This window comes from uncultured Metabacillus sp. (genome assembly GCF_947503125.1).
In the GTDB taxonomy this organism is placed as follows: Bacteria; Bacillota; Bacilli; order Bacillales; family Bacillaceae; genus Metabacillus.
Genome location: NZ_CANNCR010000007.1, coordinates 92,683 through 107,819, shown reverse-complemented (window position 1 = coordinate 107,819; position 15,137 = coordinate 92,683). Strand labels below are relative to the sequence as shown.

At 35.0% G+C, this 15,137-nt stretch carries 15 protein-coding genes, 1 pseudogene and 1 riboswitch; of the genes and pseudogenes, 14 read left to right on the top strand and 2 right to left on the bottom strand.

All coding sequences use genetic code 11. The features are described from left to right. Positions 1-48 precede the first annotated feature (48 nt). Positions 49-230, top strand: a riboswitch (Lysine riboswitch). A gap of 143 nt (positions 231-373) precedes the next feature. Then, positions 374-1,603, top strand: a complete 1,230-nt coding sequence (locus Q1B07_RS07745; RefSeq protein ID WP_299089499.1) for an aspartate kinase — start codon at positions 374-376, stop codon at positions 1,601-1,603. Positions 1,604-1,661: 58 nt separating this feature from the next. Here Q1B07_RS07745 and Q1B07_RS07740 read toward each other — a convergent pair whose 3' ends face one another. Next, entirely contained in the window at positions 1,662-2,123 is a 462-nt protein-coding gene (locus Q1B07_RS07740; protein ID WP_299089580.1) for a YslB family protein, read from the bottom strand. A gap of 546 nt (positions 2,124-2,669) precedes the next feature. On the opposite strand from Q1B07_RS07740, the gene Q1B07_RS07735 reads away from it, so the two are divergent. From Q1B07_RS07735 to Q1B07_RS07695, 9 genes and pseudogenes are all read left to right on the top strand, one after another. Next, entirely contained in the window at positions 2,670-3,278 is a 609-nt protein-coding gene (locus Q1B07_RS07735) for a succinate dehydrogenase cytochrome b558 subunit (RefSeq protein WP_299089497.1), read from the top strand. A gap of 34 nt (positions 3,279-3,312) precedes the next feature. Further along, positions 3,313-5,076 (top strand): succinate dehydrogenase flavoprotein subunit, encoded by a 1,764-nt coding sequence (gene sdhA / locus Q1B07_RS07730; protein ID WP_299089495.1) that lies wholly within the window; start codon positions 3,313-3,315, stop codon positions 5,074-5,076. Then, entirely contained in the window at positions 5,076-5,837 is a 762-nt protein-coding gene (sdhB, locus tag Q1B07_RS07725) for a succinate dehydrogenase iron-sulfur subunit (RefSeq protein WP_299089493.1), read from the top strand. Before sdhA ends, sdhB begins: the two co-directional genes overlap by 1 nt. Positions 5,838-6,291: 454 nt before the next feature. Further along, positions 6,292-6,759, top strand: a complete 468-nt coding sequence (locus Q1B07_RS07720) for a thioesterase family protein (protein WP_299089491.1) — start codon at positions 6,292-6,294, stop codon at positions 6,757-6,759. A gap of 134 nt (positions 6,760-6,893) precedes the next feature. Beyond that, positions 6,894-7,082: a LuxR C-terminal-related transcriptional regulator gene (locus Q1B07_RS07715; protein WP_299089489.1), complete on the top strand. Its 189-nt coding sequence runs from the start codon at positions 6,894-6,896 to the stop codon at positions 7,080-7,082. A 269-nt stretch (positions 7,083-7,351) separates the two neighbouring features. Next, positions 7,352-8,386, top strand: a complete 1,035-nt coding sequence (dprA, locus tag Q1B07_RS07710) for a DNA-processing protein DprA (protein WP_299089488.1) — start codon at positions 7,352-7,354, stop codon at positions 8,384-8,386. Further along, on the top strand, positions 8,379-9,509 hold the full coding sequence (locus tag Q1B07_RS07705; protein ID WP_299089487.1) for a phosphoribosyltransferase: 1,131 nt from the start codon (positions 8,379-8,381) through the stop codon (positions 9,507-9,509). The genes dprA and Q1B07_RS07705 overlap by 8 nt, the downstream gene beginning before the upstream one ends. A 200-nt stretch (positions 9,510-9,709) precedes the next feature. Then, a pseudogene (locus tag Q1B07_RS07700) lies at positions 9,710-10,615 on the top strand (tyrosine-type recombinase/integrase). 212 nt (positions 10,616-10,827) lie between these two features. Next, positions 10,828-11,463, top strand: coding sequence for a hypothetical protein (locus Q1B07_RS07695; protein ID WP_299089486.1), 636 nt, complete (start codon positions 10,828-10,830; stop codon positions 11,461-11,463). Positions 11,464-11,516: 53 nt separating this feature from the next. Here Q1B07_RS07695 and Q1B07_RS07690 read toward each other — a convergent pair whose 3' ends face one another. Further along, positions 11,517-12,608, bottom strand: coding sequence for a hypothetical protein (locus tag Q1B07_RS07690; RefSeq protein WP_299089485.1), 1,092 nt, complete (start codon positions 12,606-12,608; stop codon positions 11,517-11,519). A gap of 225 nt (positions 12,609-12,833) precedes the next feature. Here Q1B07_RS07690 and Q1B07_RS07685 point away from each other — a divergent pair, with 225 nt between their 5' ends. The 4 genes from Q1B07_RS07685 (at position 12,834) to Q1B07_RS07670 (ending at position 14,974) form a co-directional block, all read left to right on the top strand. Then, entirely contained in the window at positions 12,834-13,226 is a 393-nt protein-coding gene (locus Q1B07_RS07685; RefSeq protein WP_299089482.1) for a hypothetical protein, read from the top strand. 222 nt (positions 13,227-13,448) lie between these two features. Beyond that, the gene (locus Q1B07_RS07680) at positions 13,449-13,793 is read left to right on the top strand and encodes a hypothetical protein (RefSeq protein WP_299089481.1); all 345 of its coding nucleotides are present in this window, start codon (positions 13,449-13,451) and stop codon (positions 13,791-13,793) included. A 155-nt stretch (positions 13,794-13,948) separates the two neighbouring features. Then, positions 13,949-14,347, top strand: a complete 399-nt coding sequence (locus Q1B07_RS07675) for a pilin (RefSeq protein WP_299089480.1) — start codon at positions 13,949-13,951, stop codon at positions 14,345-14,347. 102 nt (positions 14,348-14,449) lie between these two features. Then, positions 14,450-14,974, top strand: a complete 525-nt coding sequence (locus tag Q1B07_RS07670) for a hypothetical protein (RefSeq protein WP_299089479.1) — start codon at positions 14,450-14,452, stop codon at positions 14,972-14,974. The last annotated feature ends 163 nt before the right edge of the window (positions 14,975-15,137 follow it).

The window sequence follows — 15,137 nt, the reverse complement described above, 5'->3', positions numbered from 1 at the left end:
GTTTGGTAATGTAAAAAGTAATTTCATACTTTGATCGTTAGTTTGTTAAATGATGGTAGAGGTGCGAACTTCAAGAGTAACCAGGTTGAGGAGGAATGGTCTCCAATGACAGCTGGTAAAAGGGGATGTTCGCCGAAGTGAGTAAGGCACCATTTGCTTTACTTGCTGGTTTTACATTTAATAGATGTAAAATTGTCAAGAAAGGGATTTCTTGGAGAGCTATCTCATTGTATAAAGACGAATTTTTTTCGTTTAGTTAGCAATGGGATGTTTTTGTCTCATTGCTTTTTTGTTTGTAAAAAATCATTTAATGGCTCTAACCTTCAAGCAGACATAATCCGATCATTGAAAAAAACAGAAGGGTGAGGTAATTTTGGGTATTATTGTTCAAAAATTTGGTGGTACTTCTGTTGGCTCTGTTGAAAGAATTCTCAATGTAGCTAACCGTGTCATTCAAGAAAAAGAAAAAGGAAACGATGTAGTGGTTGTCGTCTCAGCGATGGGGAAATCTACAGATCAGCTTGTCGATCTGGCAAACCAAATTTCGGCAAAACCTAGTAAGCGGGAAATGGATATGCTACTCACTACAGGTGAACAAGTGACCATTTCTTTATTAGCGATGGCATTATTGGAAGAAGGATATAAGGCGATTTCTTTTACAGGATGGCAGGCAGGAATTGAAACAGAAGAACGCCATGGAAATGCAAGAATAACCAATATCAATCCTGATGTCATAAAAAAAGAATTGACTGCAGGGAAAATTGTAGTAGTGGCCGGCTTTCAAGGCGCATCAGATACTTTGCAAATTACCACTTTAGGCAGAGGCGGTTCTGATACAACAGCAGTAGCACTTGCAGCTGCTTTAAAAGCGGATCAATGCGATATATACACGGATGTAACAGGTGTATATACAACAGATCCACGATATGTAAAAGGTGCCAGAAAGCTTGACGCAATCTCATATGATGAAATGCTAGAGTTGGCAAATTTAGGTGCGGGAGTATTACATCCGCGTGCGGTTGAGTTTGCGAAAAATTATAATATTCCATTAGAGGTTCGGTCAAGCATGGAAAATGAACGAGGAACGATCATAGAGGAGGAAGCAAAAATGGAGGAAAACCTAATTGTAAGAGGGATTGCGTTTGAGGATCAAGTAACAAGAGTGTCAGTTTTAGGACTGCCAAATGAATTAACAACACTATCTACGATTTTTTCAACATTAGCGAAGCATGGTTTGAATGTAGATATTATCATTCAGAATACGACAAGTGACAATAAAACAACGATTTCATTTTCGATTAAAACAGGCGATCTTGAGGATACGATTTCTATTCTTGAGCAACATAAGTCTAAGTTAAAATATGAACGAATTGAATCTGAATCAGGTCTTGCTAAAGTATCCATTGTCGGTTCAGGAATGGTTTCCAATCCTGGAGTTGCTGCTGAAATGTTCGCTGTCCTAGCCGAACAAGAAATTGAAGTGAAAATGGTTAGCACATCTGAGATTAAAGTATCTACAGTCATTTCCGGTGAGCATATGGTAACAGCGGTAGATATTCTTCACAGCGCCTTTGACCTTTCAAAAGTAACAGCAAGGGTATAACCAAATTAGGGCTGTCTCAAAATGGCATGACTCATTTTGAGACAGCATCATACTGCATTTAAAGTTTACGTTTGCTGCGTTTTCCGATGGTGACCTCATCAAGCAAATCTTTTTCGTCCCATTGTGCGATAAACATAACTTTGCCCGCACGTTTTTTGATTTGTTCATAGGTCTCAGTGATGTATTTGTTCATCAATTGCAACTGTTCGGCTATAAAACCAGCTTCCAGCTGAAACGTACAATCATCTGTTTTATTTAGTCTAATTGAAACGAGCTCTCCACTTAACTCAAATTCAACTTCATTTTTTTTATTATGTAGTAAAGTGAGATTTCCCCAGCCTGCCGCTTCAAAAAAGGCTGCGAGCTCTTCGATTGATTGTACGGGATATTTACGAGCAATTCCTTTTCCAGCCCAATAGAGCATTTGCTGATGATCTTGTCCAAGAATATCTGGAAGCAGCACGTCTCTTAACAATTCCAAACTAAATGCTGGTACCTGAATTTCTTTTAATTCTTCCATTTTTACGAGTTCTAATTGTTTATTCACGGTATTCCCCTCTTTCTAAGCTTATTATATAACAAGTTCTGTACTGAAAAACATGTAATATTAAGTAAAATAGGTTTGTTTCAAATAAAAAAGCGGAAAATCTATTTTAGATAGATTAAGTTTAGAAGGGGAGGGATAAATCAATTTTCGTTATCTCCTTACCGGGAGCCCAAACTTTATAATTTCTTGTATTTACATAGAGATTGTTGTTGGAGGACCACTATATTGATAAAATAAAATTAAATACGATAAGATTTGTCGAAAAATTAGAATTTATGAACACGTTTTCTTGACGCTCTTACTTTATGGGAGTAAAATGTATTTGTCACATTTAATCTGAATAGCTGGCAGAGGGTACATATATTGTCTGCCTGTTTACGCTCATTATTTTTTTTCATATGGTCATTCGTATTTAAATTGATTAAAGTTTAACTTTATCAGGAAAAGATTAATGGGTGAACTTGAAGGCGTAGGTTTAAAAATTTGTAGGAGCATTATTGAAACTAGGGGGTAAGTTTAATGGCTGGAAACAGAGAGTTTGTGAATCGCAGACTGCACTCATTGCTAGGAGTAATTCCTGTAGGCCTCTTTTTAGTTCAGCACCTTGTTGTCAATCACTTTGCAACAAGAGGTGCAGAGGCATTTAACGAGGCAGCTCATTTTATGGAGATGCTTCCTTTTAGGTATCTATTGGAAATTTTTGTTATTTTCCTTCCGCTTTTATACCATGCAATTTACGGAGTTTACATCGCTTTTACAGCTAAAAACAATGTAAGCAATTATGGTTTTCTGCGCAACTGGCTATTCATGCTTCAGCGTGTAACAGGTATTATTACCTTTATTTTTGTTGCATGGCATGTTTGGGAAACAAGAATAGCTGCTGCATTTGGAGCGGAGGTAAACTATGATATGATGGCTTCCATTTTAAGCAGTCCTTTTATGCTAGCATTCTACTTAATTGGAGTTATTTCAACCATATTCCACTTTGCTAACGGATTATGGTCATTTGCTGTTAGCTGGGGAATTACTGTTACTCCTCGCTCACAAGTTATTTCCACTTATGTTACGCTGGCGATCTTTTTAGCGCTATCAATCGTGGGAGTTCGAGCAATATTTGCATTCGTGTAATTTTTAGCAATAGCTATTAAAAGGAGTGGGCTTAATGAGCAAAAGTAAAATAATCGTTGTCGGAGGCGGATTAGCCGGTTTAATGGCTACTATTAAGGCCGCTGAAGCCGGCGTTCAAGTAGATTTATTTTCATTAGTACCAGTTAAACGTTCTCACTCTGTGTGTGCACAGGGGGGAATAAACGGTGCAGTAAATACGAAGGGTGAAGGAGATTCACCTTGGGAGCATTTTGATGACACTGTATACGGTGGAGACTTTTTGGCGAACCAGCCGCCAGTTAAAGCGATGACCGAAGCTGCTCCTGCTATTATTCACCTATTAGACAGAATGGGTGTTATGTTTAATCGTACTCCTGAGGGATTACTAGATTTTAGACGTTTTGGCGGAACACAGCACCATCGTACAGCATTTGCTGGTGCAACAACTGGTCAACAGCTGCTTTATGCATTGGATGAACAGGTTAGACGTTATGAGGTTGCCGGTCTTGTAACCAAGTATGAAGGCTGGGAGTTTTTAGGTGCCGTCATTGATGATGAAGGCGTGTGCCGTGGAATTACCGCGCAAAATCTTACTTCAATGAAAATTGAATCATTCCGTTCAGATGCCGTTATTATGGCAACAGGTGGCCCTGGAATTATCTTTGGTAAATCAACAAACTCAGTCATTAATACAGGATCTGCTGCATCGATTGTATATCAGCAAGGTGTTTACTATGCGAATGGTGAGTTTATTCAAATCCATCCAACTGCTATCCCGGGAGATGATAAGCTTCGTCTAATGAGTGAGTCAGCACGTGGTGAAGGTGGACGAGTCTGGACGTATAAAGATGGTAAACCATGGTATTTCCTTGAAGAAAAATATCCTGCATATGGAAACCTTGTTCCTCGTGATATCGCTACACGTGAAATCTTTGATGTTTGTGTAGAACAGAAGCTTGGAATCAACGGCGAAAATATGGTGTACTTAGATTTATCGCATAAAGATCCTAAAGAACTTGATATTAAATTGGGCGGAATTATTGAAATCTATGAGAAATTCATGGGTGACGATCCACGTAAAGTACCAATGAAGATTTTCCCTGCGGTCCATTATTCAATGGGTGGATTATGGGTGGACTATGACCAAATGACAAATATTCCTGGTTTATTCGCTGCTGGTGAATGTGATTACTCTATGCATGGAGCGAATCGTTTAGGAGCGAACTCTTTATTATCTGCCATTTATGGCGGTATGGTTGCAGGTCCTAATGCTGTTAAGTATATTAATGGCATTGAAAAGAGTGCTGAGGATCTTTCGTCTACAGTGTTTGATGGTTATGTGAAACAGGAAGAGGAAAAATGGAATAGTATCATGAGCTTAGATGGCAGTGAAAATGCATACGTTCTTCATAAGGAATTAGGAGAATGGATGACAGATAACGTAACCGTTGTAAGACATAATGATAAACTTCTTAAAACAGATGAGAAAATTCAAGAACTTATTGAACGTTTTGATAACATCAATATTAACGATACGGCAAAATGGAGCAACCAAGGGGCAACATTTACCCGTCAATTGAAAAACATGCTTCAATTATCACGTGTCGTAACACTTGGTGCTTACAATCGTAATGAAAGTCGCGGAGCACATTACAAACCTGAATTCCCGGATCGCAATGATGAAGAATGGTTAAAAACAACAATGGCTAGCTACACAGGAGACCGTACAGCACCTGAGTTTAAATACGAAGATGTAGATGTATCACTCATCAAGCCACGTAAACGTGATTATTCTAAAAGTAAAAAGGGGGATAAATAATGAGTGAGAATAAGGTCGTTCAATTTATTATTACTCGTCAAGAATCACCTGATGCTGCCCCTTATCAAGAAAAATTTGAAATACCATATCGTCCGAATATGAACGTAATTTCAGCTTTAATGGAAATTCGCCGAAATCCCGTTAATGCGGAAGGGAAGAAAACAACACCTATTAACTGGGATATGAACTGCCTAGAAGAGGTATGTGGTGCTTGTTCAATGGTCATCAATGGGAAGCCGCGACAATCATGTACGGCTCTTGTTGATCAGCTTGAACAGCCGATCCGTCTTGAGCCAATGCGTACATTCCCTGTTGTACGTGATCTGCAAGTGGATCGTAAGCGTATGTTTGATTCACTTAAGAAGGTTAAAGCATGGATACCAATTGATGGTACGTATGATTTAGGTCCAGGACCACGAATGCCTGAGAAAAAACGTCAATGGGCTTATGAACTTTCAAAATGTATGACTTGTGGTGTGTGTTTAGAGGCATGTCCTAACGTAAATAGCAAATCTAATTTCATTGGTCCTGCTCCATTATCACAAGTACGTTTGTTTAATGCCCATCCAACAGGTGAAATGAATAAATCAGAGCGTCTTGAGACCATTATGGGTGATGGCGGTTTAGCAAACTGCGGTAACTCACAAAACTGTGTTCAGTCATGTCCAAAAGGTATTCCTTTAACTACATCAATCGCAGCATTAAACCGTGATACAACTATTCAATCATTCCGTAATTTCTTTGGCAGTGACCAAGGTTAACAGTTTTAGGAAAGGGCTGACTTTTTTAAGTCAGTCTTTTTCTTTGTTGAAGTTTAAGAAAGTATAAAATTTTGTACTTAGTTTTAGTGTCTAGCTCCAGGCGCCATCGGCGAAGCACAGGATGTGCAAGTGCAGTCAAGAGATAAGGCCGCCCTAGTTTTTGACTGCCTCTAAGGTCTAGTCAAATAGGAATTGAAGATAAAGAACACCTTCTATTCCTATTCACCTTATGCTTGTTGCCGAATGCTAAGCACCTTGCGCTTTTCTTACTCGTTAAGAAAGAAACTTTTTGTACTTAGTTTTTGTGTCTAACTCCAGCGCCTAGCCCCTCTAGGGTCTAGCCGATTTGGAATTGAAGGCAAAGAACGCCTTCTATTCTAAATCGTCTTATTTGCCCTAGGCTGAGCAAGGCGCTTGCGCTTTTCTTATTAATAAGTGGAAAGGACTGAACGTTTTGAAAAATATTTCATATATTGATCGGTTTGATGAATCTTATTTAACCAGCTTTTCCTTTTATCATAAGATAAAAATTAGATTTTCCGAAACAGATATGTTTGGACATATGAACAATACGGCTCCTTTTACATATTTTGAATTAGGTAGGATTGAATTCTTTAAAAAAATAGGCTTAATGCAGCAATGGTTGGATGCAAATGGAGGAAAGATACCGGTTGTGGCAGACTTGCAATGTGATTTCTTAAATCAAGCCTTTTTTGATGATGAAATCAAATTATACGTAAAAATAAACAAAATTGGTACATCATCAATTGACTTGCATTATTTAGGAATCAATCAAAATGGTGAGAGTCTTTTTGTCGGCCGAGGAACGATTGTCCAGATCTCGAAGCAGACAGGAAAAGCTATTCCATGGACTAAAGAGGATAAAAAACGAATGCAACAGGTGAAATTGGCAAATTTGTAAAAAATAGACGGTTTTTACCACCTTTTCCTTCATATTTCTGTCACAGTGACCTGAAGAAACACATAATATATGTTGACTAAATATATACCCATCCGTTTGATCAGCTCTCACCTTAGCAAGGAGGGTTACAATACTTGAAAGAGAAAGAGTTTCAATCAAAGCCATTACTCACGAAAAGAGAGAGAGAAGTATTCGAATTGTTAGTCCAAGATAAGACAACAAAGGAGATTGCTAGCGAGCTCTTCATAAGCGAAAAAACGGTTCGAAACCACATCTCGAATGTAATGTTCACTGAAAGCATAACTAATGAAGTGTTGATATGAAAGGGTTTGGAAGTTGAGCTTAAATGAAAAACGACCAGAAAAGAACTTGGACAAGCGTCTAAGTTCTTTTCTATGTAGAAGTAAGGGAAGTTTCAGTTAGAACGGGTTAACAAGTTTCGACTTAATGAGTAATACTTAATATCTGATGAAAGTAACTTTATGTAAATGTGGTAAAATTGGATTATAACTTTTTTGTATAAAACAATGAATATTTTCAATCATGGAACCAGAATTAAAGCTTAAATAATTGTAATACCTGGAGGATAAGGATGCTTAAAGAACTTTTAATATTAAAGCATTTGGGTATAGATGGTGCTTTAATAAATTATATTGTTAATCATTTCTCTAATAAGGATTTAATCGCATTATTCAATGGTGGAGCTTTTGATTTACAATTCAAACATAATGTATTTAACGATGACCATCTAAAAGTATTTTACGACGAAGAAAAGGTTGAAAAGGCTGAGGAAGCTGTAAATAATCTGATTCAAAAAAGTGCTGATGAGGGCATTAAGATATTGTCGTATTATGATGAGGATTACCCTGCTAACTTGAAGGCAATTAAGAAAAGTCCATTGTTTCTATTTGTTAAAGGCAACTTAGAAAATCTAAATGTAGATAAATCGATTGCATGTGTAGGAACAAGAAATCCGAGTCCACACTCAATTCATCTTGTGGATAGAATTGTAAAGGGATTGGTTGAAGCTAATACAGTTATAGTGAGTGGTTTAGCAAAAGGGATTGATGCTGAATCCCATAGAGTATGTTTGGAAAATAGAGGAACAACTGTTGCTGTACTTGCTCATGGATTAGATACTATATATCCAAAAGAAAACAGTAAGTTAGCTGATGCTATTCTAGAAAATGGAGGAACTTTACTTTCCGAGTATCCCATCGGAACCAAAGGTCTTAAATCAAATTTTGTAGCTAGAAATCGCTTAATCTCAGGGTTATCAAGTGGGGTAATTGTTTTTGAAGCCAGCGAGAAAAGTGGTACTATGCATACTGCTCGGTTTGCCTATACACAAGGGAAAAAAATTTTTTGCCCTTCTGATAACGGAAAAGATGGAAATCTTTCATCAGGAGTCCAAAAATTATTAAAAACTGAAAGTGCTATTCCTATAAAAGATGCTAGTGATGTATTAAAAACTGCGTTTAATAAAAAACACTTTACGAACATTAGTATAGACGCTGATTTGATTAATCAACTTGAATTCGTATCTAAGAATAAAGGTGTTTCTGTAGATGACCTGGTAAATTCTATTATTTTAGATTACATCGAGGGGGAAAGAGGGCATGAGTAAGACCATCGTTTTTCCAACTGCTACCTTAATAAATAAAGAAAATGAAATTTATAACGGCATAAAAAAATTATTGAAGAAATTGAATAATGACGGTGATAAAATCATTATTATGTCACATGACCGTTCCAAAATAGCAGATATAATCAAGGAGTTTGAATTTGTAGAATTCTGTTATAGATGGCAAGTAAGAGATTTAGTGAAAAATGATAACTCAGGTACATATATTATAGTCGGAAGTAACGATGATGATTTAAGAATCGCTGCAAGTACAAAAACAGCACTCTTAACACCAGAATGGTCAGATGTACAGGATGAATTACCTTCCAAATACGGGCTCGTAATTCCCTCACCAAAAGCTCTTTATAAGGTTATTCAGATTATTAAGAATCAAAAGGTTTGGTTTTACGAACTTGATATCGATGAAAATGCAAAAGTCTATTCTTTAACTAGTGCCAATACAAAGGGTGATGTAACAAAATCAGAAAAAGAGATAGTAGATGGTTTTAGAAGCTTACTCAAATTTGGTAATAAACAATACTTTAAGGTTTTACAGTTGCACTTTTTAGCCTCTATAATTCATAATTCAGTTTTTAAAGAAGTTGATATATGGGCGATAATGCCATCATCTGGAACTGAAATAAATCAAGACCTTTGGGCATTAAAAGAAAGAGCTAGGATTTTAATGGGGAAAAAATTAACTGCTCCTCTTTTTGTCAGACACACTGCTATTAGAAAAAGTCACTCATTTACAAATAATGATGACAGATTATATTGTTCTAGGCATTTTCCAAGTATCAACATCAATCCAGAGTATAAAAAAAATAATAAGTTAAAAGGAAAGGTAATTTGCGTTATAGATGATTACTTGACCAATGGTACTTCATTTGAAACCCTTAGAAATCTGTTATTTCATGCAGGAGTAAGGAAAGTAATATTTGTATCTCTAGGAAGATTCAAAAGAGGTTGGGGAATAGAGTATTATAAGCAAGACTACAAACTGACGGGAAATGTTTTTAGCCCAAGCTATTCTTTCGAACTAGAAAGCGAAGATGATATTAGTGGTGATTACAATGGACAGGCTAAAGAAGAAATAAGAAAATTATATAAAATATTATATGGATAAAATTAAGTTTCTAAGGCAGGCAAATAGTATTTAGAACAATCATGTTTGGCTGATATTAATTTAACAAAAAATACCTAGAGAACAATCCTTTAAAGAGGAGTTCTCTTTTTTTATTTTAATTTATAAGTGTCATATAACTAGATTTTTATGTCAAATAAGAGAGTAAATGAGTCAAAATTATATAGAAAGAGGGTATCTGAATGGAGAAAAAAAGTGTCGCACAATTATTCGAAGTAGATTTTAACCCACTTCAAAAGTTTGAACACTATTTAATCGAACATGGAAAAGCTGACCAAACCATAGATGGATATCTAGCGGATGTAAAAAAGTTTGAAAAATATCTCGATGACCATAACCGGTCGCTTTATGATTTGTTGAGAAGTGATGTTCAAGGATACATCAATTTCATGGAAAAAGAAGAGAAATCACACAATACCGTTATCCGCCATTTTAATGCCATTAAGCAATTTACGATAGCAAATGGGATGGAGCACATATGCAGTCATATCCGAAAACCAAAGAAATCAAGTGTATTTGATTTAGAAATAAAAGCATTAACTAAAAATCAATTACGAGGTGTCTTGAGAACTGCCGAAAACACAGGGAATAAACGAACCATGGCAATTATTCATCTGTTGGCATATACTGGGATTCGAATCGAGGAATGCGAACGGTTGAATCGCAAAGACTTAGTTTTCAAAAGAGGTGGAGTCATTTCAGTCAGAGGAAAAGGAAATAAACCAAGAAAAGTTCCGTTTCCGAAAGAAGCAAAATTCTATGTGCAGCAGTACCTGGATACCAGAGAAGATAACGATAAAGCATTATTTTTATCTAATTTCAAAAAAAGAATGGAGAAACGCTCGCTTCAACGGGTCGTAGAGAAGGTCTGAAAATTGTATAATGCGTTGTTACCAGAAGAAGAACAAATCCATTTACATGCCCATGTGTTTAGACATACTTACGCTCGTAATCTAATCAAGGGTCAAGGACTTGATATCGTGAGTGTAGCGAATATTTTAGGTCATGAATCGATAGAAATCACCAGGCGGTATGCAATGGATACTTTACAGGATGTTTCAGAAAAATTGGATGACATGATGTTTTAATGAGTGAGTAAAAACAAATGAAGTTGGTTGATGTCTAATTGAAGATTTTACAAATTTAAAATAGCTAAAATCATAACACTTAAAAGTTTGATAGGATAGTGGAAACAATTCTATGGATTAAATAATATATTATACTCCTAATTAAAATTGAAATTGTAAGTACAATTTGGTAAATTTATCTAGTGTTCATATTTATATTGGGAGTGGGAATTATGTGGATAAGAGATACAGAAAGTCAACAACAAAAAGAGAAAGAAATATCAGTAACAGTTAGAAATATGGTTGAAAGCGAATTAACTGAATTCAATTTACTTAGTGGCGGTAAAGAAATTATCTTTAATGCAGTATTCGATTCAGTGACTGTTAGTGCTCCAAGTTCTAAAGAAGAAGAATTAATGATGACTTACACTCAACTAAATCATTCTCAATCAAGATTAAGTAGTGTAGCTAATTACAAACCAGGAAATGTTCGGTTCAATATAAAGCAGATGCTAGATTCTCTAACTGATTCTACCGTAGCGATTGCTGGTGGATTAACTACACCAGAAATATTACCTTATGTTGCTGCTCGTGTTATTGTTAATGTATTTAAATTTAATCCGTTCAAATTTGAACTATCGTTACTTGATGGACATATCATAAACACATTAAATCTGTTTAAAGGAACATGCGAAGCTGACGATTTGTATAAGCAATTGAACTATCAATTACCTTACACAAATAGCGGGAAAGCAATCAGCAGAAATGAATTTGATGAAAGCATCAGTAGACTTCAAAAGCTTCGAATAATAAATAAAGACGGTGTTATCCTTAATTTAATAGATGAAATTCGTTTTAATTACAGATAATAAAATATTCTAATCAAGCTTGTACACCGGTACAAGCTTGATTAGTTTTATGATTAATTGCAGAAATACATTATACAATTCATTGCGAGCTTTTCAAGGATTGGTAGCCATTTGTCTTTTTCCATTGAAGATAACGGACCTGGCAATAAAAATTTGTTAGTATCTTCTTTTTTGGAGTGAACGATACTGTTTCTAAAATTATAGAGCTTTTGAGCTAAATCCTCATTTGTTTCCTTTTCTATTAGCCCTTTCTTTAATGCTAAGCTTAAAATTTCCTTAGTATCTAAAGTGTTTAATAGATAAGCCAACAATTTTTCTTCATCTTTTCTAAAGATTTTTGTGACATCTAAAATTAATTTATCTATATTTTTGTCTTGATTATAATAATCAATAATGGAATTAAATTCAGATTTCCGATTGATGATAAAGAAATATTCTAACACCCTATAAAAAGATAAGGGGTCATGTTTTCTTCTTGCTTCATTATAAAAAATGAATACCTCGTTATATTGGGATTTTGTATAAGATAGTTCTGTTGAATCGTCATTATCGTATTCAAAATGGTCAATTTGACCGTCTTCCCCATAAAATGTAATAATTTCTGGATAATCATTATAGTCAGAAGGGAATTTTCGTGAAAGATAATACAGTGCTTGTTCGAGAATAACTTCTGCTTCACTTTCTTTTACTCCATGAAGTGAAATGGTTTGAAACATGTCCCATGTTCCGTCTGAATGGTCATCATAAATAATGTGATTAAACATGAGTTTGAATAGATTGCTAGGCTCCCCAATGTGTACATCAATCGAATCTATAGAAAAATTAAATTGTATTGAATCATTGTAAAAGGGAGAATATGTGATTAAAAACTCGCAATATTCCTTCTGGAAAAATCCCTTTCTTGGGTAATATTTTAACTTTGGATTATCGATTTGATAATCATACTTTTCAAATTTACTGTTATACCAGCCAGGACTATTTGTATCAATTCCTGCCCTTTTTAAATCAATTGCTATTGTTGAGTCTATTCGCTCATCGTGGATGACTAATTTTACCATGTCTATTCTTAATATCTTTAATTCATCCAAAATACCTTGATAATACATATCTAATAATTCCTCAATTGTCTCTTCATGAAAATTCAATACGACACCTCCAAGTAAGGGATAGCAAAAAAGATTTGTTATTAATAATTGTACATATAGATAATAGAATTGCCAATAAAGGTGGGATGAAGAAGAATCAAAATGAATTGAAATGAAATAAAATTAAACAGAGATTAAATAAAATGAAATACAGCTTGTTCTTTGGTCCTGATTGTTCTCTCACTCTCATATACTAGTTATATACTAACGAGGGGCTGAGACAGCATGATGGAAAATATGGAACAGCATATCCAGAGATTACAAAAGAGTTTGAAAGATGCTCATGCTTATAATCAGCGGCATGCAAAAGCAGCAGAAGAAGTAGTAAAAATATTGTTGCCACTATGGAAAAAAGCATTTGCAAATAATTATGATATTGCTGAATCAGTTGCTTGCGAACTACATGTGCATCCCGATAATCCATTTTATCAAGCTAACCTAGCATGTGCTGTGAGCCTTGCGAATGCCTTACAACAAACGCTGTACTATACATCTATGACGGTTCTAGATGAGCATGAAGAGAAACATGTAGATGACATACAGGTATCCTATAATGATGACAATTTTGGGGAAGATATGCTGAAGTTTGTGAAAGAATTAGTGTCTACTGACTATTAAGTAAAGGCTCATTGTTGAGTCTTTTTTTATTTTTGCTTGAAAATGTTAAATAACCGTGTATAAAAAGTAAAACTGAAAGAGGTGATGCCCTTGGTCTATTTTCTTATTGTGCATAATGTGCTCATGCTTATGTATTTTTTGGCTGTCCAATATGTTTATCGAAAAGATTTAAAGGAAAACCAGTGATTCGAAAAAGTAAAGCGTATAAAGGGGAGAAAAACAATGTTCTATGGGTATGAACAATTAAGCGAAATTGAAAAAGCGCAAGTTCAAAGATTGAGAAATACTTTGTCACATTATACAGAAAAAGAATTTGCTCTGTATGTAACGCTGTTTAATGCGATTGAGTCCGTTACAACGAAATCAACAATAGAATTGAACTTAGAAAGCAATTTAAAAGAAGTATGTGATTCCAATTCAGAAATATTTAAGAAAGTATACTACACAACTTGTCATTACACATTGATTCCTTTAAACGATACGGATTTAAATGCAGAAGAAGCATACAACATATTTGAAACGGTCGAGGACATGTTTAATTATCTTTCTAAAAGAAAACTGCTATAATTACCTGCTAATATATTAAAAAGTAGATTTCATGGATAGCTACTACAATACTAATCATGTAGTAGCTTTTTTGCGTTGTTTATTGCATTAACAAAGAAATCGAATATAATTTCACTGCCCCAATGTCTTTTTTTCGGTAAAGGAAGGTAGGGAGTATGAAACGATTAATTTCTTTATGGATTATCATGTTCTGTTTATCCCCGACAGTCGCAGATGCAAAGAGACCTGGTGAGGTCAATTGCTACAGCGGTGGTGCGTATTGGGACTCTGGAGCAGGTTATTGCATGCCAGTAACCCAAAATGACAATGTAGATGAAAATGTTTCAAAGATTAGTGAGAGCTTCAATGCTTTCGCATATGCCGTAGTTTATGTGTCATCCGGATTGGCACTTATTATGATAATACAGGCTGGTTTCCAATACACAATGTCAGAGGGTGACCCGTTTAAGATAGAAGAAGCTAAGAAAATGATTATTCGTGCTGGAATAGGGATGCTTATCGCATTCTCGGCTTATCATATCTTGAATCTTATTGATACTTTTCAAACTTTATAAAAAGGCTTATTGCCTTTTTTTATTGACTTAATAGATATTGTAATTATGATTCTTTCAAGCGTATGTATGTACGCCAAAAAAGATTTTAGGGGGGAATTCATAATGAATTTTATTAAAACTGTTTTTAAAAACACTGATATAGAGAAAAAAGCATATGAAGGAAAGAAGAAGAGCTTTAACATTCTTGAGCCAGTTGAAGAAAGACCTTCGTTAGAATCACTCATAGCTACGCGCATGCTGTATGTGAATTTCAAAGAAGGGGAAATAAAAACGGCAGAGGGAGTTACGCTGCTTTCGATGGAACAGAGCAGAGAACTGTTTTTGGATGTCAAATTTGTTCAGGTTACATTAAAACAATATAATCGAGATTTTCAACAAACATTAGAACAATATAATTCTATCACTGCAGATAAAGAGAAATATTTATCAGTAGTAAACCAATACGGGAAAAAATTCATTGATTCTTTGCAAAATCACTTAACAGAGATAAATAAAGAGCTAGATGAGTTTATTCAAACAATGAGTGAAACCATCATTTATCGTTTTTGGAAGCAACTTGAAAAACATAACAAGTGTCCAAAAGCGGATATTAATATAGAAAAATGGGCTTCATGCCAAGTAAGCTAAGATGCCAATAAAGAGACAACCAGGCTGTCTGATTCTGTGATAAACATAGAATTCATTTGACTGCCTTTTTTATTGCTAAATATAAAAGGTAATTGGAAAAACAGATTGAACAAAGATTTACAAGGATTTGATTGTTAAAATCTAAATATATTGTATAAAGAAA